Here is a 19,618-nt window from a genome sequence, read left to right as displayed (position 1 = left end):
GTTATTCGACAGGCAAGGCGGTGGTGTATTTTATCTGTTCCATGGCAAAACTCGAAGTGACATCCGACAGCCCCGGCACGCTGTTCACCAAACGTTTATAAAAGTCGTCATAGCGCTTCATATCGGCCACCTGCACCCGCAGCAGATAATCATACTCCCCCGCCATCCGCCAGAAGCCGAGCACTTCAGCCATCTGCGTCACTTCGCTCACAAAATGGCAATACCAGTCGCTGCTGTGATGTTGGGTCTTGATCAGGACAAACGCCGTCAGCCCCAGCCCCACCTTTTCCGCATCGAGTAAGGCGACGCGCCCGCGGAGAATACCCTCATCCTCGAGTCGTTTCAGGCGTTTCCAGCAAGGGGTCGTGGTCAGATTAACGGCATCAGCCAGCGCCTGCAAAGAGAGGGTGCAATCTTCCTGCAGCAGCGCCAGCAGCTTACGGTCAATTTTATCTAACATAAGGCCACCAGAGAGAATAATTTACTCCCGCAATTGTAATTGAAAGGCTAAATAGCAACAATTTTTCCCGCACAATCCGCTAAGCTGGGCACAAAATGACAAACAGGAATCCGAGATGAATAGCGCCTGGGTAAAACACGCCATTAGTGAAATTAACGCCGACTATCAGCGTTCCGCCGATACACACCTGATTCGCCTGACGCTGCCTGGTTTTCCCGGGATCCCGATTTATCTGAAGGATGAAAGTACGCATCCGACCGGTAGCCTCAAACACCGTCTGGCGCGGTCGCTGTTTCTCTATGGCCTGTGCAACGGCTGGATCAAAGAAGGCACCACGATTATCGAATCGTCTTCGGGTTCGACCGCGGTTTCTGAAGCCTATTTCGCCCGCCTGCTGGGGCTGCCGTTTATCGCCGTGATGCCCTCCTGCACCGCCAGACGCAAAATCGAACAGATCGAGTTCTACGGCGGACGCTGCCATTTTGTGCAGAACGCCTGCGAAATTTACGCGGCTTCCGAAACGCTGGCGCGCGAGCTGAACGGTCACTATATGGATCAGTTTACCTTCGCCGAGCGGGCCACCGACTGGCGCGGCAATAACAATATCGCCGACAGTATTTTCCGCCAGATGAGCCATGAGCCGCACCCGCAGCCATCGTGGATCGTGATGAGCGCCGGCACCGGCGGCACCTCAGCGACCATTGGCCGCTATATTCGCAGCCAGGGCTACGAGACGCAGCTGATGGTTGTCGACCCGCAAAATTCGGTGTTCCTCGATTACTGGCAGACTCGCGACGCCAGCCTGCGCAGCCCGGTCGGCAGCAAAATTGAAGGCATCGGCCGCCCGCGGGTCGAGCCATCATTTATTCCCGACGTTGTCGATGAGATGCTGCGCGTGCCGGATGCGGCGAGCGTGGCCACTGCTTTGTGGCTGGAAACGCAGCTTGGACGAAAAGTCGGCGCCTCAACCGGGACCAATATGTGGGGGGTGCTGCAGCTGGCCGCGCGGATGCGCGAGGAAGGACGCACAGGTTCCCTCGTGACCCTGCTGTGCGACAGCGGCGAGCGTTATCTGGAAAGCTATTACAACCCACAGTGGGTGGCGGCCAACATCGGCGATATCGCCCCCTGGCAGGCGGAGCTCGCCCGGCTGGTCGGCAGAACATAAAAAAAGCCAGATAGAATGCTATCTGGCTTGCTGGAAGGGTCTCTCTATTCGGGGGAATAAGGAAGATCAGGATTATCCAGCCAATGCGTTAAAAAATGGGAGACCGCCTGATGCCGGCAGTCGCCGATAACCGGGAGATGCGGCAGCTCGGCTTTCAGCTGCGGCATCGCGTTGCCCATGATGAACCCCCGCCCGACGCTGCGAAGCATCTCGCGATCGTTCATCGCATCGCCGAAGGCCATGCACTCCTGTAGGGTGAGGCCCAGGTGCTGGCTCAGCCTCGCCAGCGCCGCGCCTTTATTGCAGCCAACCGGCAGCACTTCCAGACAGTCCATCGCCGAGAAGCAGAGAAACGCGCGCTGGCCCAGCGCCTCATTCAGTTGGATCCGCAGGCGGCGCAGATCGTCATGATCGCCGCAGAAGCAGATCTTGGTGACATGATGCGCCGACATACGTTTCGGATCGCACAGTTGATAGCGAAACCCGCTAAAGACATGCGCCTTCAGCAGCTCTGGCCTTGCCTGGCCGGTGAACCAACCGCCGTCATTAAACACGTGCATGCTGGCCCGGGTATCCCATCGACTATGCAGCACTTCTTCCGCTACCTCGGGATTGAGATCCTGACGGTACAGCTCCTCCCCTTCCAGCGAGTGGATGCGCGTCCCGTTGCCCGTGATCAGAAAGGCGTCCAGGGAAAACTCACCCATCACATGGTGCATCTCCAGCGCATGGCGGCCGGTGGCGAACGTCAGGGTGATATCGCGTTCCCGCAGCCGTTTAAGCGCGGTGAGCGTCTTTTCTCCGAGACGATGGTCCGGCATCAGCAAGGTGCCGTCCATATCAAATGCTGCCAGTTTTGCCATGGTGTTTTCCCCAATGTGTGATGGGCTTCGCTTGTGCTGCAGTATCACCTGGGATATACGGAAGTAATAGTGAATAGATAATATAAATTGTTCCGGGTTTATTACGGCCCGGTGGACGACAGCGCTTATGCGACTCTTACACCGTTTAAATCAGTACCAGCGGCTGTGGCAACCCTCAGCCGGGGCGCCGCAGCAGGTCACCGTCGGCGAACTGGCGGAACGCTGTTTTTGCAGCGAACGCCATGTCCGTACCCTGCTGCGTCAGGCGCAAGAGGCCGGATGGTTAAGCTGGCAGGCCCGCTCCGGGCGCGGCAAGCGCGGACTGCTCTCTTTTTACAAAACGCCGGAACGTTTGCGCAATGAGATGATGGAGCTGGCGCTGCATAAAGGTCAGCAGCAAAACGCGCTGGAGCTGGCGCAGCTGGCCCCGGTGGAGCTGAAAGCCCTGCTCCACCCCTTTCTGGGCGGTCAGTGGCAAAACAATACCCCGACGCTGCGTATTCCATACTATCGCCCGCTGGAGCCGCTACGCCCCGGCTTTCTGCCCGGACGCGCCGAGCAGCATCTGGCCGGGCAGATCTATGCCGGGCTGACGCGCTTCGACGAAGGCGACACTATGCCGATCGGCGATCTGGCGCACCACTGGCAGGTCTCCCCTGACGGCCTGCGCTGGCAGTTTTATATCCGCTCCACGCTGTGCTGGCACAACGGCGATGCGGTGGAAACCGCACAGCTGCGGCAGCGCTTACTGCTGCTGCTGGATCTGCCCGCCTTGCGGACCCTCTTCGCCAGCATCAGCCGCATCGATGTCACTCACGCCCAGTGCCTCACCATCACGCTGCATCGTCCTGACTACTGGCTGCCGTTCCGCCTCGCCAGCTATTGCAGCGTGCTGGCCCATCCTGACGATCCGGCCATCGGCTGCGGACCGTTCCGCCTGAAGCGGTTTAGTCCGGAACTCGTCCGCCTGGAGAACCATCCCCGCTACCATCTGCGGCATCCGCTGATCCAGGCGGTGGAGTACTGGATCACCCCCCAGCTCTTCGATCGCGATCTCGGGACCAGCTGCCGCCACCCGGTGCAGATCACGATTGGCGATCGCGAAGAGCTCCATAACCTGCGTCAGGTCAGCAACAGCATCAGTCTTGGCTTCTGCTATCTGACCCTGCGTCACAGCCCTCGGCTTAGCAAAGCGCAGGCCCAGCGGCTGGTATCGATAATTCACCGCTCGTCGTTGCTGGAAACGCTGCCGCTCGACGAGGATCTGATTACGCCAAGCCATGAGGTGTTGCCGGGATGGTCCATCCCGCAGGGGCCGGAAAACAGCGCGGTGCCGCTGCCGGCCAGGCTCACGCTGCTCTACCATCTGCCGGTCGAACTCCACGCCATGGCCGAACAGCTGAGACAGCGGCTGGCTGTGCTGGGCTGCGAGCTGACGCTTCTGTTTCATGACGCCAAAAACTGGGAGGGCTGCCAGCATCTGGGGCAGGCCGACCTGATGATGGGCGACCGCCTGATCGGCGAAGCGCCAGAGTATGCCCTGGAGCAGTGGCTGCGCTGCGATATGCTGTGGCCCAATTTGCTGACCGGGGCGCAATATGCCCATCTGCAGGCGACATTAGACGCGGTACAGGCGCAGCCGGAAGCCCGCAGCCGCAACGATGCGCTGCGCAACGTATTTAACAACCTGATGGAAGACGCCATCATGACGCCGCTGTTTAAATACAACTATCGGATCAGCGCCCCGCCAGGTGTCAATGGCTTGCGCCTCAACGCCCGCGGCTGGTTCGACTTCGCCAGCGCCTGGCTGCCGGCGTCGACGTGAGAGAGCTGGTGGTGGCGGGCGTCTGGCGCTACCATATCGCCTTTACTCATTAAGTCAGGAATTGCCATGAAACGCGCCGTAGTTGTCTTCAGCGGAGGACAAGATTCAACCACCTGTCTGGTGCAGGCTCTGCAACAGTATGATGAAGTGCATTGCGTCACTTTTGATTATGGCCAACGCCACCGCGCGGAAATCGACGTTGCGCGCGAACTCGCCCTGAAACTTGGCGCCGTCGCGCATAAAGTGCTGGACGTTACCCTGCTCAATGAACTGGCGGTCAGCAGCCTGACCCGCGATAACATTCCGGTACCGGACTATCAGCCTGATGCCGAGGGCATCCCCAATACTTTTGTCCCGGGGCGCAATATTCTGTTTTTAACCCTGACGGCAATCTACGCCTATCAGGTAAAAGCCGAGGCTATCATCACCGGCGTGTGCGAGACCGATTTCTCCGGCTACCCGGACTGCCGCGATGAGTTTGTCAAAGCGCTGCACCACGCCGTCAGCCTTGGGATGGCGAAAGACATTCGCTTTGAAACCCCGCTGATGTGGCTGAACAAAGCCGAGACCTGGGCGCTGGCCGACTACTGGGGTCAGCTGGATCTGGTGCGCCGGGAAACCCTCACCTGCTACAACGGCATTAAGGGCGATGGCTGCGGCCAGTGCGCCGCCTGCAACCTGCGCGCTAACGGGCTCAACCAGTATCTGGCCGATAAGGTCGGGGTAATGGCGGTGATGAAGCAAAAAACCGGCTTGACACAGGCATAGCCTCCGAAGAGGTATCTGCCCGAAGCTTCAGTTCAAATTCCCCGGTGGCGCTACGCATACCGGGGCAAGGGGTTCATCACCTTCAGGAGGTCGAGGCGCGCCACCGCCCGGCACGCACGCGAAGGTTGTCAGCGCAAGTTCATCTGGTCGAGTTTCTCACGCAGTTCCCCTTCCAGCGGCAGCGCCTTCTGGGTTTTCAAATCAATACAGACGAAGGTGATCAGCGCATCGGCCACCACCTCGCCATTGGGGTTGAGGGTGACCACCTGGCTGAGCGTGCCGCTTTTGCCGTTGAGTTGCTCCAGTTTGCTGCTCACCGTCAGCACATCGCCCAGGACCGCCGGACGGCGGTAGTTGATATTAATATTCACCACCACGAAGGCGATGTTTTTCTCGGTCATCCACTGAAACGCCGGGCTATTTTCCAGACCATCCCAGCGGGCTTCCTCAAGGAACTCCAGGTAGCGTGCGTTATTCACATGCTGGTAGACGTCCAGATGATAGCCGCGAACTTTAATTTGTGTCTGCATAGCATCAATGCCTTTCTGTTATTGTTGTTTATGAGGTAAGAGGTCACACCACTTAATGCAACCTCTTTATCCTGGCAAAAAATCACCGCTGTGCAAGCGCTGGCATAAAATTTACAGCGTCAGATGGGCTAAATTCCGCTCCACCAGCGCACTGCCCATCCCCGGGACCTGCTTCAGGTCATCAAGGGTTTTGAATGGCCCATACTCCTCACGGTAGCTGACAATCGCCTGGGCTTTTTTCAACCCCACGCCATTCAAAGCCTGCGCCAGCTGCTCGGCGCTGGCGTGGTTAATGCTGACTTTGGTCGCCCCGTTGTCGGCCTCGCCGGGTTCCGCTTTCGCTTTCGCTTTCGCCGAAGAGGACCCCGGGACATGCTCTTTGGTTACCACCGCTTTGCCGCTGGCGGGGGCGGCCAGCGCGCCCTGTGCGCCCTGTGCGCCTACCGCGAAAACCAGAACGCCCGCGGCCATCAGTGCTTTTATTCCATATTTCATGCTGATATCTCCTTGTGTGTAGACAGCAAGGCTACGATAGCGTCAGTGCGGATGGCCGACAAAAGGCAAATCACAGAAATGGAAAGGGCCGCGAAAGCGGCCCCTGAGGATTACATGGTGTTGCGTATTTTTGCGAAACGACGCGAAATTACTGCTGCTGGTCGATGCTGTCGCCCAGCTTAATTTTCGCCGCCTTGCGCAGGTTGCTCATCAGCGCTTCGAAAGCGATTTGGGCATTGTTCTGGGTAATCCCCTGAACCATAGCCTTCTTCTGCTCTTCCGGCATGCTGCCTGCTTTCACTTCATCCAGCGCCACCAGCACCACATCGCCTTGCATGTTGCTGCCAACGCCATAGACCGGTTTGCCCTGCTGCGGCAGCGGCAGAGTGAATGCCAGCTGGCTCAGCGGATCCTGGCCGGTACGGGAAAGCGTCTGCGGCGCGCCAAAGCTCAGGCCAGCCGCCTTCATCGCCTCATCGCCTTTGCCGTCTTTCAGCGCCGCCAGCAGCTTATCGGCATCCAGCTTCGCCTGCTGTTCCGCTTTATTGTGCTTAACGATATCGCTGACCTGCGCCTTCACTTCGGCCAGCGGTTTCACCGCCTCGGCTTTGTGCTCGCTGATACGCAGAACAAAAGCGCGATCGCCATCAACGGTAATGATGTCAGAGTTGCTGCCCGGCGCGCCGTTCACACCGACCAGACCGCCGTTGAAGATAGCGTCAGCGACCGGTTTAAAGTTCAGCTCTTCCGGCAGGTTATCGCGGCCAAACCAGCCGGTTTCCACCACCTGCACTCCGGCGACCTGCGCCGCGCCCGCCAGCGATTCATTATCGTTGCTGGCCGCATCGCTCACCTTCTGCTGCAGCGCATAGTAAGCATCTAGCGCTTTCTCCTGCTTCACTTTCGCCGCAATGTCATTGCGCACGTCAGCCAGCGGTTTGACCTGCGCCGGCTGGACGTCGTCCAGACGGGCCACCAGGAAGCCAACCGAGGATTTGATCACCCCGGAGAGCTGGCCTTTCTCTTTCAGGCCGGCCTCTTTCAGCTCAGGCACGGTAGAGGCATCTTCCATCCACCCCATATCGCCGCCGTTGCGGGCAGAGATAATATCGGTCGATTTTTCTTTTGCCAGCGTGGCGAAATCAGCGCCTTTTTGCAGCTCGGCCAGCACCGCTTTCGCGTCGGCTTCAGTTTTAGTCTGAATCACGCTGTAGCGATTACGCTGCGGCTGAGTGAACTGATCTTTATGCTGGTCATACCATGACTGGATTTCTTCGTCAGAGGCGTTTTCCTGCATGCTGGCGGCATCCATCTTGATGTAGCTCACGCGGAACTGCTCCGGCGCCATAAAACGGGCCTGATTCTGCTGCCAGAAAGCGTTGATTTCCTCATCGCTGGCGGTCTGTTTTGCCGCCAGGGCGTTGACGTTGATGGTCGCTTCGCGGACGACACGCTGCTGAGACACCAGCGCCGCCAGCTGATCGGACTCACCCGGCAGCATGAAGTCGGTACCCGCAATGGCGTTAATCAGCTGCTGCGTGGTCAGCTGGTTACGCAGCGCCTGGGCGTACTGATCGGTGGTCATTCCCATCTGGGCGACAATACCGCTGAAACGCTGGTTGTCGAACTTACCGTTCGTCTGGAACGCCTGGGTCTGGAAGATCGCCTGCTTCACCTGCTCATCGCTGATGCTGAGGCCCAGCTCGCGGGCATACTGATCCAGAAGCGACTCATCGATCAGGCGGTTCAGCACCTGCTGGCGCATGGTTTTCATGTAGTTTTCGTTCGCCGCCAGCTCGGAGAACTGGTCGCCAAGCTGCTGCTGCATACGGTTACGTTCGCTGGCGACGGCGTTTTCAAACTGCCCACGGCCAATCTCCTGGCCATTCACTTTTGCGGCATAGTTTTTGCCACCGCCAATCAGGTAACCACTCACCCCGGTCAAAATGAACGAGACGATAATGATACCGAAAATAATCTTGAGCACGACGCTGTTGGCGGCCGTGCGTAGGTTGTCCATCATGGTGTAACAACGCTCCGCTGTAGATGACTTTAGCTCGCGCAGCATAGCACGTGATGGCCGCCGCGCGTGAGGACGTATTTTGACAAGAAAACAGGGTGATTGTCAGCCCACAAGTGGCGATAAACACACATAAAGTGGTCTGAAAAGGCAATAAAAAAGGCACATCTCACGATGCGCCCTTGTACTTCGTCACATTCCCTGACGGGAAAGCCGATCAGTTCACCGCGTCTTTCAGCGCTTTACCAGCACGGAAGCCCGGCACTTTTGCGGCAGCGATAGTAATTTCTTTACCTGTTTGTGGGTTGCGACCAGTACGGGCGGCACGTTCTTTAACAGCAAAGGTACCGAAACCTACTAGCGCAACGTCATCCCCAGCCTGCAGAGATTCAGTAACAGAAGCGATTAAAGCATCTAACGCACGTCCAGCTGCAGCTTTAGAAATGTCCGCACCCGCAGCAATTTTGTCAATCAGTTGAGATTTATTCACTGTTCTCTTCCTCTCTTTATAATTTATATCGCACCAGAGTCCTTCATAGTGCGACCGCGCAGCAGTTATATCAGGACTGTCATGCCCTTACAACAGCAGTTGTCGATGACCCCCCTGCCAGCGATCTAAGTTAGCTACACAAAAAAAGGCTGGCAAGTCCGAAATGACTTACCAGCCCTATTTTTATTAGCGCAATTTGCGCAGAATCACTATTTCGCGGTCACAACCTGCATGCCGAACGGTTCGTTCTGCAGCGCAAGTGTCAGAACTTCCTCGATTCGTTTCACCGGATGGATATCCAAATCGGCGATAACGTTATCCGGAATTTCTTCAAGGTCGCGTTTGTTCTCATCAGGAATCAGAACAGTCTTAATACCGCCGCGATGCGCCGCCAGCAGTTTTTCCTTCAGACCGCCGATCGGCAGCACCTGACCACGCAGCGTAATCTCCCCGGTCATCGCCACATCGGCGCGTACCGGGTTGCCGGTCAGGCAGGAGACCAGCGCCGTACACATGGCGATACCCGCGCTCGGACCATCCTTCGGCGTCGCCCCTTCCGGTACGTGGACGTGAATATCACGCTTCTCGTAGAAGTCGGCGTTAATGCCCAGCTTGTCCGCACGCGAACGTACCACGGTCAGCGCAGCCTGAATCGACTCCTGCATCACCTCGCCAAGCGAGCCGGTGTAGGTCAGTTTGCCTTTACCCGGTACGCAGGCGGTTTCGATGGTCAGCAGATCGCCGCCCACTTCCGTCCACGCCAGACCGGTCACCTGACCGACGCGGTTCTCACTATCGGCGCGGCCATAGTCGAAGCGCTGCACGCCGAGATAATCATGCAGATTCTCACCGTTAATTTCGATGTGTTTCAGCGTTTTATCCAGCAACAGCTGCTTAACGGCCTTACGGCACAGCTTGGAGATTTCACGCTCCAGGCTACGAACGCCCGCTTCACGGGTGTAGTAACGAATAATGCCGATAATGGCGCTATCGTCGACGGTCAGTTCGCCTTTCTTCAGCGCGTTGCGTTCGATCTGCTTCGGCAGCAGGTGACGCTTGGCGATGTTCAGTTTTTCATCTTCGGTGTAACCCGAGAGGCGAATTACTTCCATACGGTCCAGCAGCGGCGCCGGAATGTTCATGGAGTTGGACGTCGCCACGAACATCACGTCGCTGAGATCGTAATCCACTTCCAGATAGTGGTCGTTAAAGGCCACGTTCTGTTCCGGATCCAGCACCTCAAGCAACGCGGAAGCCGGGTCGCCGCGCATGTCGGAAGACATTTTGTCGATCTCATCCAGCAGGAACAGCGGGTTTTTCACCCCCACTTTCGCCATTTTCTGGATCAGTTTGCCCGGCATCGAGCCAATATAGGTCCGACGATGCCCGCGAATTTCCGCTTCATCGCGCACGCCGCCCAGCGCCATGCGGACGTATTTCCGGCCGGTCGCTTTGGCGATAGATTGACCCAATGAGGTTTTACCTACCCCCGGCGGTCCCACCAGGCAGAGGATCGGCCCCTTGATTTTGTTGACCCGGCTCTGCACCGCGAGATACTCAAGGATGCGGTCCTTCACGCGCTCCAGACCATAGTGATCGGTATCGAGGATCTCCTGGGCCTGACGCAGGTCTTTTTTGACCTTACTGCGCGCATTCCACGGCACCTGCACCATCCAGTCGATGTAGCCACGCACGACGGTCGCTTCCGCAGACATCGGCGACATCATCTTCAGCTTCTGCAGTTCCGCTTCGGTTTTCTCTTTCGCCTCTTTCGGCATTTTCGCCGCGTCGATCTTGCGCTTCAGCGCTTCGTTTTCGTCCGGGGCGTCGTCCATCTCGCCGAGTTCTTTCTGAATCGCTTTCATTTGCTCGTTCAGATAGTACTCGCGCTGGGATTTCTCCATCTGCTTTTTGACGCGGTTGCGAATGCGCTTCTCAACCTGCAGCAGATCGATTTCCGATTCCATCATCGCCATCAGATATTCCAGACGTTCGTTGACGTCGGACATCTCCAGCACGGACTGCTTGTCCGCCAGCTTCAGCGGCATATGCGCCGCGATGGTATCCGCCAGGCGCGCCGGATCGTCGATGCTGTTCAGCGACGTCAGCACTTCCGGTGGGATCTTTTTATTCAGCTTGATATAGCCTTCAAACTGGCTGATAGCGGTACGAACCAGCACTTCCTGCTCACGTTCGTCAATCGCCGGCGAGTCGAGATACTCCGCTTTCGCCGAGAAATGTTCGCCATTATCAGACAGCGCAGAAATGCGTGCACGCTGTAGCCCTTCGACCAGCACCTTCACGGTGCCGTCCGGCAGCTTCAGCATCTGCAAAATAGACGCCACGGTTCCAACGGTGAAAAGATCGTTTACACCCGGCTCATCCGTCGACGCTTCTTTCTGCGCAACCAGCATGATTTTTTTATCATGGTCCATGGCCGCTTCGAGGCAACGGATAGATTTTTCCCGCCCTACGAACAGGGGTATGACCATGTGCGGATAAACCACCACATCGCGCAACGGCAATACGGGGATTTCAATGCGTTCAGAACGCTCAGGATTCATAGAGCTCTCTCTTAGTTTAAAGTCCGCCAGGTAGCCGACGACGCCACACTCCACTGCATCGTCGTTAATATGTAATCCAGTATATGGGGATGTATTCCACACATTCAACGGCGGGAATGCAGGAAAAATAAAAGGGGAGATAAAATCCCCCCTTTTTGTTAACTGCTTGAGTGAAATGGCTAATTATTCGCCAGATGCCTGCTGAGCTTCCGGTTTGCCGTAGATCAGCAGCGGTTTGCTCTGCCCGGCGATAACCGACTCATCAATGACCACTTTTTCGACATCTTCCATCGAAGGCAGGTCATACATGGTGTCCAGCAGCGCCGCTTCCACAATGGAACGCAGGCCACGGGCGCCGGTTTTACGCGCCATCGCTTTCTTGGCGATGGCATCCAGCGCTTCGTCGCGGAATTCAAGCTCTGCGCCTTCCAGGCTAAACAGCGCCTGATACTGCTTGGTCAGGGCGTTTTTCGGCTCTTTCAGGATCTGGATCAGCGCTTCTTCGCTCAGCTCGTTCAGGGTTGCCACTACCGGCAGACGGCCAATGAATTCCGGAATCAAACCAAACTTGATCAGATCTTCCGGCTCGACCTGGGCCAGCAGTTCGCCTTCGCTCGCTTTGTCGGACTTCGCTTTAACCGTCGCGCCAAAACCAATGCCGGAGCCGGTTTCCACACGGTGGGAAATCACTTTATCCAGACCGGCAAACGCGCCGCCGCAGATAAACAGGATCTTGGAGGTATCAACCTGCAGGAACTCCTGCTGCGGGTGTTTACGCCCGCCCTGCGGCGGAACGGCGGCGACGGTGCCTTCGATAAGCTTCAGCAGCGCCTGCTGCACGCCTTCGCCGGAGACGTCGCGGGTAATCGACGGGTTGTCGGATTTACGCGAAATTTTGTCGATTTCGTCGATATAGACGATGCCGCGCTGCGCTTTCTGCACGTCGTAGTCGCACTTCTGCAGCAGTTTCTGAATGATATTTTCGACGTCCTCACCCACATAACCGGCTTCGGTCAGGGTGGTGGCGTCCGCCATGGTAAACGGCACATCCAGCAGGCGCGCCAGCGTTTCCGCCAGCAGCGTTTTACCGGAGCCGGTCGGCCCGATCAGCAGAATGTTACTTTTACCCAGCTCTACGCCATTGCTGGTATCGCCATTGCGCAGACGTTTGTAGTGGTTGTATACCGCGACCGCCAACACTTTTTTCGCCTGTTCCTGACCGATGACGTAGTCATCAAGGTGGTGGCGAATCTCGTGCGGCGTCGGCAGCGCGCTGCGCTCGCGGTGCGGCGCAACTTCTTTAATCTCTTCGCGAATGATGTCGTTACATAAATCAACGCATTCGTCGCAGATATACACGGATGGCCCGGCGATCAGCTTACGCACTTCATGCTGGCTTTTGCCGCAAAAAGAGCAATACAACAATTTGCCCGATCCATCTTTGCGTTTATCTGTCATGAGTCCAAACCTCTTTTTAAGTTCTTTGTGCCGCACACGACGACGCAAATGCCATTCTCAGGCGCAAGCCGCCATATAGCGTTGTGCCGCCCTTCATTAGTATATACACAAAATCCTTCGCGCTACATCGAGGCGGTAGCGAAGCTACCGGCCGCCTGCCTGCCCGGCAAGCCTCCGGAAAAATGCCAACCGCTTAGCAGACGTGGCGAGAAGGATGCAGCGTAAAGCGGCACCCTTGCGCCTCGGGCATCAATTACGATGGGTCAAAATAGAGTCGACCAGTCCGTACTCCACGGCTTCCGCAGCAGAGAGGAAGCGGTCACGCTCGGTGTCACGCTCAATCTGCTCAAGAGACTGGCCGGTATGATGCGCCATCAGCTCATTCATGCGTCCTTTCACCTTCAGGATTTCACGGGCGTGGATCTCAATATCCGTCGCCTGCCCCTGATAGCCGCCCAGCGGCTGGTGGATCATCACGCGGGAGTTCGGCAGGCAGAAACGCTTGCCCTTCGCCCCGGCGGTCAACAGGAACGCGCCCATGGACGCGGCCTGGCCCATACAGATGGTGCTGACGTCCGGCTTGATGAACTGCATGGTGTCATAGATCGACATCCCGGCGGTGATCACCCCGCCCGGAGAGTTAATGTACAGGTAAATGTCTTTTTCCGGGTTTTCCGCTTCCAGAAACAGCATCTGCGCCACGATCAGGTTTGCCATGTGGTCTTCGACCTGGCCGGTCAGAAAAATGACGCGTTCCTTAAGCAGACGGGAGTAGATATCAAAAGAACGTTCACCGCGTGAGGTCTGTTCAATGACCATCGGCACCAGGGCCATATGGGGTGCAAAGTTGTCTCGTTCGCCACTGTATGACATTTCCGTCTCCTGGAGTAATTTTAAAATACCTGCTGCACTGATTGTAACCTTACGGACGGATTATCAGCCACAGTTTCTATCCGCTGAACGCGTCACCGCCTCTTCAACACGCGTGCAATTGCGGATGCAGTTGCCTCCCCCGGTAATGGGGATGGCGTTGCCATATTTCAAGCATAACAAGCTTTTGCTGTAACGCTATCATGGTAAATGCGTTTTAGCACCGTGCCTGAGGCTGGCATTATCCTAAAAAAAAACCCGCCGCCTTTCGGCAACGGGTTTTTGCCCGAACCTTAAACCATCGCGACGAAATTACGCCTGCTGGTTCATCAGTTCGTTGAAGGAAGTGGCTTTTTCAGACACTTTGGCTTTCGCCAGCACGGCTTCAACAGCCTGCTCTTCCAGCGCCACGTTGCGCATGTTGTCCATCAGCTCTTTGTTCTTGCTGTAGAACTCAACCACTTCTGACGGATCTTCGTAAGCAGAAGCCATCTCTTCGATCAGGCCTTTCACGCGCTCTTCGTCAGCTTTCAGCTCGTTGGTGCGAATCACTTCGCCCAGCAGCAGGCCAACCACTACGCGGCGTTTAGCCTGCTCTTCGAACAGCTCACGCGGCAGTTCCAGAGCCTGTTTCTCGTTGCCACCGAAACGCTGAGCAGCCTGGCGACGCAGCACGTCGATTTCGCTGTCGATCAGGGCCGCCGGAACGTCGATTTCGTTAGCTTTAACCAGACCTTCGATAGCCTGAGACTTCACGCGGTTACGCACAGCGCCTTTCAGCTCGCGTTCCATGTTTTTACGCACTTCAGCGCGCAGGCCAGCGACGGAACCATCTTCCACGCCGAAACGTTTGATGAATTCTTCGGTCAGCTCCGGCAGTTCACGTTCTTCAACTTTCTTCAGGTTGATAACGAACTTAGCCGCTTTACCTTTCAGGTTTTCAGCGTGGTACTCTTCCGGGAAGGTCACGTCGATGGTGAACTCGTCACCCGCTTTGTGGCCTTTGATACCGTCTTCGAAGCCCGGGATCATACGACCCTGACCCATCGCCAGTACGAAGTCAGACGCTTTGCCGCCTTCGAACTCTTCGCCGTCTACGGAACCGGTGAAGTCGATGGTTACGCGATCTTCAGCGTCAACTGCGCCTTCTTTGTCTTTCCAGGTGGCCTGCTGCTTGCGCAGGGTTTCCAGCATGGTGTCAACGTCAGCGTCGGTCACTTCAACAACCGGTTTTTCTACTTCGATCGCTTCCAGACCCTGCAGTTCAACTTCCGGGTACACTTCGAACTCTACCGCGTAGGTGAAGTCTTCGCCCAGTTTGTATTCGCCCGGAACGTAGTTCGGCGCGCCGGCCGGATTGATTTTTTCTTTGATGATCGCGTCAACGAAATGACGGCTCATCAGGTCGCCCAGCACGTCCTGGCGAACGGATGCGCCATAACGCTGAGCAACAACATTCATCGGCACTTTGCCTTTACGGAAGCCGTCAATGCGAACTTTTTTCGCTACGTTGACCAGCTCGCTTTTGACAGCATTCTCGATGCTGTCAGCGGCGATAGTAATCGTTACACGGCGCCCAAGGCCCTGAGTGGTTTCAACTGAAACTTGCATCTTGTTACCTCAAAAAAATCACAGTGCTCGGTCAACTCTGGAAGCGCGTGTAGGTGGCTTCGCAGAACCGGGATGCCCTCTTCAAATCAGAAACACATTCCCTGTCGTCAGAATCATCCCGAAGACATTCATATATAAGACGCGGCATTATAGCGGCATCACTTTTGTGAGTCGAGAACGGTTGTCGCCTGGTGCTGCGGCATTTTTCACATTTCCCGCTCAATTTTGTCCGCAAAAGCGCTGACTTTGCGCATTTTCCAGGCAAAACAAAACGGCCCGTAGGCCGTTTTTGCTAAATCTGCAAGCAACATACTGGAAAAGCGCCAGCGGTTGCAAATGGGATTTCTAGGCGATGCTCCCCGCGCCGCGGCACGGCGGCGAGGCGAAAACCGTATCCTGTAGCGCTTCCCATTCTTTAATCGTGTAGGTGTGCAACGCCAGGGCGTGCACCGTATTCGACAGCTCCTCGGTTAGCGTGCCGTAGATCATACGGTGGCGATTAAGGAAACGCTCGCCAGTGAAGCGATCGCTCACTAACACCACTTTAAAATGACTTTCAGAGCCCGCAGGGACGTTGTGACGATAACTTTCATCCACGACTTCGAGATACATCGGGTCGAACGCTGCTCTAAGTTTTGCTTCGATCTGTTCACGTATCATCATGAATTTTCTCCTCCGACAACGCTGAGATGCCGCCACTCCTTTTAAATGTTAGCCGCTTTTACCGCTTCCATTAGGAGAAAACAACAAAAAATTAGCATTGTTCTGATATTTTCATTCAAAAGTATCACGTTTACTGGCTCTGGTCGCCAGATCCGCCGGTGAAAGAGCGATTAACCGTAGCGGGGCGCTCAGAAAACCGCCAGGGCGATGGATTTACACGCGTTGCCACTTCCCCTTGCCGTTGGCAATGCTATGATGGCGGTAATTTTCCTTATAACAACACCATGCGTTGAGACCTGAACATGCTTAAGAAGATCCTTTTCCCGTTGGTCGCCATGTTTATGCTGGCAGGATGCGCCACGCCGCCGACCACCATTGAAGTATCGCCGAAAATCACGCTGCCGCAGCAGGATCCGAGCCTGATGGGCGTGACCGTCAGCATCAACGGCGCCGACCAGCGTCCGGACCAGGCGCTGGCGAAAGTGACGCGCGACAACCAACAGGTCACCCTCACCGCCTCCCGCGACCTGCGCTTCCTGCTGCAGGAAGTGCTGGAGAAACAAATGACCGCGCGCGGCTATATGATTGGCCCGAACGGCGCAGTCGATCTGCAGATCATCGTCAACAAACTCTACGCTGACGTCTCCCAGGGCAACGTGCGCTACAACATCGCCACCAAAGCCGATATCGCCATCATCGCCACCGCGGCAAACGGCACGAAGATGACCAAAAACTACCGCGCCAGCTACTCGGTTGAAGGCGCCTTCCAGGCCTCGAACAAAAACATCGCTGATGCCGTTAACAGCGTCCTGACCGATACCATCGCCGATATGGCGCAGGACACCAGCATTCACGATTTCATCAAGCAAAACGCGCGTTAATGCCACCACGAACCCGGCCTCCGCCGGGTTCGTGCTTTATGCTATGTCCAGTCATTACTTACGCATTTTTCAGCAGCCTAAATCAGCGATTTTGCTGATCCTCGGCTTCGCCTCCGGTCTGCCGCTGGCCCTCACCTCCGGTACCCTGCAGGCCTGGATGACGGTGGAAAATATCGATCTGAAAACGATCGGTTTTTTCTCGCTGGTCGGCCAGGCCTATGTCTTTAAATTTCTCTGGTCCCCGCTGATGGACCGCTACACGCCGCCGTTCCTCGGCCGACGTCGCGGCTGGCTGGTCACCACCCAGATCCTGCTCCTGTTGGCCATCGCGGCGATGGGCTTTCTTGAACCCGTCTCCCAGCTGCGCTGGATGGCGGCGCTGGCGGTGGTGATCGCCTTCTGTTCAGCGTCGCAGGATATTGTCTTTGACGCCTGGAAAACCGACGTTCTGCCGGCGGAAGAGCGCGGCGCCGGCGCCGCGATCAGCGTGCTGGGCTATCGCCTCGGGATGCTGGTCTCCGGCGGTCTGGCCCTGTGGCTCGCCGACCGCTATCTCGGCTGGCAGGGGATGTACTGGCTGATGGCGGCGCTGCTGGTGCCCTGCATCATCGCCACGCTGCTGGCGCCCGAGCCGAGCGACGTCATCCCGGTTCCCCGATCGCTGGAGCAGGCGGTGGTTGCGCCGCTGCGTGATTTTTTCGGCCGTAACAACGCCTGGCTTATTCTGTTGCTCATCGTTCTTTATAAGCTTGGCGATGCGTTTGCCATGAGCCTGACCACCACCTTTCTCATCCGCGGCGTCGGTTTTGACGCCGGTGAAGTGGGGATGGTGAACAAAACCTTAGGCCTCTTCGCCACCATTCTCGGCGCCCTGTACGGCGGCGTCCTGATGCAGCGGTTGACGCTGTTCCGGGCGCTGCTGATCTTCGGTCTGCTGCAGGGGGTCTCCAACGCCGGCTACTGGCTGCTGTCGATTACCGATAAGCACCTCTATTCCATGGCGACCGCGGTATTCTTTGAGAACCTGTGCGGGGGAATGGGCACGGCGGCGTTTGTGGCGCTGCTGATGACGCTGTGCAACAAGTCGTTCTCCGCCACCCAGTTCGCGCTGCTCTCGGCGCTGTCCGCGGTTGGCCGCGTGTACGTCGGGCCGATTGCCGGCTGGTTCGTCGAGGCCCACGGCTGGTCCACCTTCTATCTCTTCTCTGTGGTCGCGGCGGTGCCGGGGATCGCGCTGCTGCTGCTGTGCCGGCAAACGCTCGAGCATACCCAACGCACGGCAAGCTTTATACCGCGTAGCGAATACCCGCAGGCCTATGCGCTGGCGCTGGGGATCCTGACGCTGGGCTGCCTGCTGCTGGCGGTATGGCTGGGTCTGCTGATCCTCAACGCGCTGGATTATACGTCGTTCAGCTTCCTGTCCGGCCTGCTGGAGGTTGCCGCGCTGACGGCCGTTGGCGGTATTTTGCTCGGCGGCCTGCTCGACTACCTGGCGCTGCGTAAAACCCACCTGATTTAAGGACGCTGCATCATTATTAGCCGTTGTAATTACGAAACGTAATTATAACGGCTTATTAACGCTTTTATATTGCCCGCCGCGCTATTTGTTGTTTTGTGCGTTTTTGTTTTCTGGAAATTATTGACAGTTTTTATTCGATTCTTTAAATAATTTAACCGATTCAGCTAAGCCGATTTTATTTTACGTTTCCACAATGTCTTTTATTTGATAATTAAATGTTAAACAATTGTTCTAATTTTTGGGTGGTTATGCCCATTCGCCGCTAAGCACTCCTTTTCTTATCCCTTTCGTTATCGATCCCACGAAAATCAGGCTTTGCAAGCGATTACGTAACACTACGTAACATATGTGACAAAGCAAGCAGAAGCCGCTAACACAGAACTGACAGAGATCCAATCATGTTTACAGTAATGCAACCTTACCGTAAAATGCCCGTACACTTTAAACGCCACCAGATCCCGTGGAATTGAGGTCGTTCAATGAGACTCAGGAAATACAATAAAAGTTTGGGATGGATGTCATTAATCGCAGGTACTGTATTACTCAGTGGTTGTGATTCTGCACTCCTTGACCCAAAAGGACAGATTGGACTGGAGCAACGCTCTTTGATTCTGACGGCCTTCGGCCTGATGATGATTGTCGTTATTCCCGCCGTCTTGATGGCAGTAGGATTTGCCTGGAAGTATCGCGCGAGCAATAAAGATGCGAAGTATAGCCCGAACTGGTCACACTCCAATAAAGTGGAAGCTGTGGTCTGGACGGTACCTATTCTGATCATCCTGTTCCTGGCCGTTCTGACCTGGAAAACCACTCACGCACTGGAGCCAAGCAAACCGCTTGTCCATGACGAGAAACCAATCACCATCGAAGTCGTATCGATGGACTGGAAATGGTTCTTTATCTATCCGGAACAGGGTATTGCTACCGTTAACGAAATCGCCTTCCCGGCGAACGTACCGGTACACTTCAAAGTGACCTCTAACTCGGTGATGAACTCGTTCTTTATTCCGCGCTTAGGCAGCCAGATCTACGCAATGGCCGGGATGCAGACTCAGCTGCACCTCATTGCTGACGAAGCTGGTACTTATGACGGTATCTCCGCTAGCTACAGTGGCCCGGGCTTCTCTGGTATGAAGTTCAAAGCGATTGCTACCCCGGATCGTGCAACTTTCGATCAGTGGGTTGAAAAAGCGAAACAGTCTCCGAACGCTATGGACTCTATGGCCGCGTTCGAGAAAGTGGCTGTGCCTAGCGAATATAACAAAGTGGAATACTTCTCTAACGTGAAGCCGGATCTGTTCAAAGATGTTGTGAACAAATTCATGTCTCACGAGAGCATGAACATGTCCAAACCTGAAGGCGAGCATGCCGCTCACGACGGGATGGAAGGCATGGACATGAGCCACGCGGAAACCGCTCACTAAGGGGCCGAG

The 19,618-nt window shown here is 56.0% G+C and carries 17 protein-coding genes; 6 read left to right on the top strand and 11 right to left on the bottom strand.

The window, feature by feature from the left end; all coding sequences use genetic code 11:
- Position 1 precedes the first annotated feature (1 nt).
- A complete protein-coding gene (locus MKR05_RS14940; protein ID WP_004204786.1) occupies positions 2-460 on the bottom strand; it encodes an Lrp/AsnC family transcriptional regulator in 459 nt (152 codons plus the stop codon).
- A gap of 115 nt (positions 461-575) precedes the next feature.
- Between MKR05_RS14940 and MKR05_RS14935 the strand changes: the two genes are divergently transcribed.
- Positions 576-1,628, top strand: a complete 1,053-nt coding sequence (locus tag MKR05_RS14935; protein WP_117133904.1) for a PLP-dependent cysteine synthase family protein — start codon at positions 576-578, stop codon at positions 1,626-1,628.
- Between the two features lie 44 nt (positions 1,629-1,672).
- Here the strand turns inward: MKR05_RS14935 and cof are convergent, their stop codons facing one another.
- Positions 1,673-2,491, bottom strand: coding sequence for an HMP-PP phosphatase (cof, locus tag MKR05_RS14930; RefSeq protein ID WP_044521268.1), 819 nt, complete (start codon positions 2,489-2,491; stop codon positions 1,673-1,675).
- A gap of 127 nt (positions 2,492-2,618) precedes the next feature.
- Here cof and MKR05_RS14925 point away from each other — a divergent pair, with 127 nt between their 5' ends.
- Both MKR05_RS14925 and queC read left to right on the top strand, forming a co-directional pair.
- The gene (locus MKR05_RS14925) at positions 2,619-4,316 is read left to right on the top strand and encodes an SgrR family transcriptional regulator (RefSeq protein ID WP_048296861.1); all 1,698 of its coding nucleotides are present in this window, start codon (positions 2,619-2,621) and stop codon (positions 4,314-4,316) included.
- A gap of 66 nt (positions 4,317-4,382) precedes the next feature.
- On the top strand, positions 4,383-5,084 hold the full coding sequence (gene queC / locus MKR05_RS14920) for a 7-cyano-7-deazaguanine synthase QueC (protein ID WP_032421067.1): 702 nt from the start codon (positions 4,383-4,385) through the stop codon (positions 5,082-5,084).
- Between the two features lie 128 nt (positions 5,085-5,212).
- Here queC and MKR05_RS14915 read toward each other — a convergent pair whose 3' ends face one another.
- From MKR05_RS14915 to bolA, 9 genes are all read right to left on the bottom strand, one after another.
- Positions 5,213-5,614, bottom strand: coding sequence for a YbgC/FadM family acyl-CoA thioesterase (locus tag MKR05_RS14915; RefSeq protein ID WP_023288617.1), 402 nt, complete (start codon positions 5,612-5,614; stop codon positions 5,213-5,215).
- A gap of 111 nt (positions 5,615-5,725) precedes the next feature.
- A complete protein-coding gene (locus tag MKR05_RS14910; protein ID WP_087824775.1) occupies positions 5,726-6,109 on the bottom strand; it encodes a helix-hairpin-helix domain-containing protein in 384 nt (127 codons plus the stop codon).
- Positions 6,110-6,257: 148 nt separating this feature from the next.
- Positions 6,258-8,132 (bottom strand): peptidylprolyl isomerase, encoded by a 1,875-nt coding sequence (ppiD, locus tag MKR05_RS14905; RefSeq protein WP_032453854.1) that lies wholly within the window; start codon positions 8,130-8,132, stop codon positions 6,258-6,260.
- A gap of 214 nt (positions 8,133-8,346) precedes the next feature.
- Positions 8,347-8,619, bottom strand: coding sequence for a nucleoid-associated protein HU-beta (hupB, locus tag MKR05_RS14900; protein WP_002444653.1), 273 nt, complete (start codon positions 8,617-8,619; stop codon positions 8,347-8,349).
- 209 nt (positions 8,620-8,828) lie between these two features.
- A complete protein-coding gene (gene lon / locus MKR05_RS14895; protein ID WP_023288614.1) occupies positions 8,829-11,183 on the bottom strand; it encodes an endopeptidase La in 2,355 nt (784 codons plus the stop codon).
- Between the two features lie 183 nt (positions 11,184-11,366).
- Positions 11,367-12,641 carry an ATP-dependent protease ATP-binding subunit ClpX gene (gene clpX / locus MKR05_RS14890; protein ID WP_002891807.1) on the bottom strand — a complete coding sequence of 425 codons (1,275 nt, stop codon included), beginning with the start codon at positions 12,639-12,641 and terminating at the stop codon, positions 11,367-11,369.
- A gap of 249 nt (positions 12,642-12,890) precedes the next feature.
- A complete protein-coding gene (clpP, locus tag MKR05_RS14885) occupies positions 12,891-13,514 on the bottom strand; it encodes an ATP-dependent Clp endopeptidase proteolytic subunit ClpP (protein ID WP_002891804.1) in 624 nt (207 codons plus the stop codon).
- A 309-nt stretch (positions 13,515-13,823) separates the two neighbouring features.
- A complete protein-coding gene (tig, locus tag MKR05_RS14880) occupies positions 13,824-15,122 on the bottom strand; it encodes a trigger factor (protein ID WP_023288613.1) in 1,299 nt (432 codons plus the stop codon).
- Positions 15,123-15,467: 345 nt separating this feature from the next.
- Positions 15,468-15,785 carry a transcriptional regulator BolA gene (bolA, locus tag MKR05_RS14875; RefSeq protein ID WP_002891649.1) on the bottom strand — a complete coding sequence of 106 codons (318 nt, stop codon included), beginning with the start codon at positions 15,783-15,785 and terminating at the stop codon, positions 15,468-15,470.
- Between the two features lie 302 nt (positions 15,786-16,087).
- Here bolA and MKR05_RS14870 point away from each other — a divergent pair, with 302 nt between their 5' ends.
- From MKR05_RS14870 to cyoA, 3 genes are all read left to right on the top strand, one after another.
- Positions 16,088-16,666, top strand: a complete 579-nt coding sequence (locus tag MKR05_RS14870) for a lipoprotein (RefSeq protein ID WP_004204800.1) — start codon at positions 16,088-16,090, stop codon at positions 16,664-16,666.
- A 43-nt stretch (positions 16,667-16,709) separates the two neighbouring features.
- Positions 16,710-18,185 (top strand): muropeptide MFS transporter AmpG, encoded by a 1,476-nt coding sequence (ampG, locus tag MKR05_RS14865; protein WP_032453853.1) that lies wholly within the window; start codon positions 16,710-16,712, stop codon positions 18,183-18,185.
- Between the two features lie 479 nt (positions 18,186-18,664).
- Entirely contained in the window at positions 18,665-19,609 is a 945-nt protein-coding gene (gene cyoA / locus MKR05_RS14860) for a cytochrome o ubiquinol oxidase subunit II (RefSeq protein ID WP_004204802.1), read from the top strand.
- Positions 19,610-19,618 lie beyond the last annotated feature (9 nt).

The organism is Klebsiella sp. K5-204, from assembly GCF_030128585.1.
In the GTDB taxonomy this organism is placed as follows: Bacteria; Pseudomonadota; Gammaproteobacteria; order Enterobacterales; family Enterobacteriaceae; genus Klebsiella; species Klebsiella quasipneumoniae.
Note: the sequence above shows the minus strand (reverse complement) of the source record. Positions and strands in the feature narration are given on the sequence as shown.

Bases quoted from the DNA above. Each gene is read 5' to 3' on its own strand.
- MKR05_RS14940 (WP_004204786.1), bottom strand. From the start codon at position 460: ATGTTAGATAAAATTGACCGTAAGCTGCTGGCGCTGCTGCAGGAAGAT.
- MKR05_RS14935 (WP_117133904.1), top strand. From the start codon at position 576: ATGAATAGCGCCTGGGTAAAACACGCCATTAGTGAAATTAACGCCGAC.
- cof (WP_044521268.1), bottom strand. From the start codon at position 2,491: ATGGCAAAACTGGCAGCATTTGATATGGACGGCACCTTGCTGATGCCG.
- MKR05_RS14925 (WP_048296861.1), top strand. From the start codon at position 2,619: ATGCGACTCTTACACCGTTTAAATCAGTACCAGCGGCTGTGGCAACCC.
- queC (WP_032421067.1), top strand. From the start codon at position 4,383: ATGAAACGCGCCGTAGTTGTCTTCAGCGGAGGACAAGATTCAACCACC.
- MKR05_RS14915 (WP_023288617.1), bottom strand. From the start codon at position 5,614: ATGCAGACACAAATTAAAGTTCGCGGCTATCATCTGGACGTCTACCAG.
- MKR05_RS14910 (WP_087824775.1), bottom strand. From the start codon at position 6,109: ATGAAATATGGAATAAAAGCACTGATGGCCGCGGGCGTTCTGGTTTTC.
- ppiD (WP_032453854.1), bottom strand. From the start codon at position 8,132: ATGATGGACAACCTACGCACGGCCGCCAACAGCGTCGTGCTCAAGATT.
- lon (WP_023288614.1), bottom strand. From the start codon at position 11,183: ATGAATCCTGAGCGTTCTGAACGCATTGAAATCCCCGTATTGCCGTTG.
- clpX (WP_002891807.1), bottom strand. From the start codon at position 12,641: ATGACAGATAAACGCAAAGATGGATCGGGCAAATTGTTGTATTGCTCT.
- clpP (WP_002891804.1), bottom strand. From the start codon at position 13,514: ATGTCATACAGTGGCGAACGAGACAACTTTGCACCCCATATGGCCCTG.
- tig (WP_023288613.1), bottom strand. From the start codon at position 15,122: ATGCAAGTTTCAGTTGAAACCACTCAGGGCCTTGGGCGCCGTGTAACG.
- bolA (WP_002891649.1), bottom strand. From the start codon at position 15,785: ATGATGATACGTGAACAGATCGAAGCAAAACTTAGAGCAGCGTTCGAC.
- MKR05_RS14870 (WP_004204800.1), top strand. From the start codon at position 16,088: ATGCTTAAGAAGATCCTTTTCCCGTTGGTCGCCATGTTTATGCTGGCA.
- ampG (WP_032453853.1), top strand. From the start codon at position 16,710: ATGTCCAGTCATTACTTACGCATTTTTCAGCAGCCTAAATCAGCGATT.
- cyoA (WP_004204802.1), top strand. From the start codon at position 18,665: ATGAGACTCAGGAAATACAATAAAAGTTTGGGATGGATGTCATTAATC.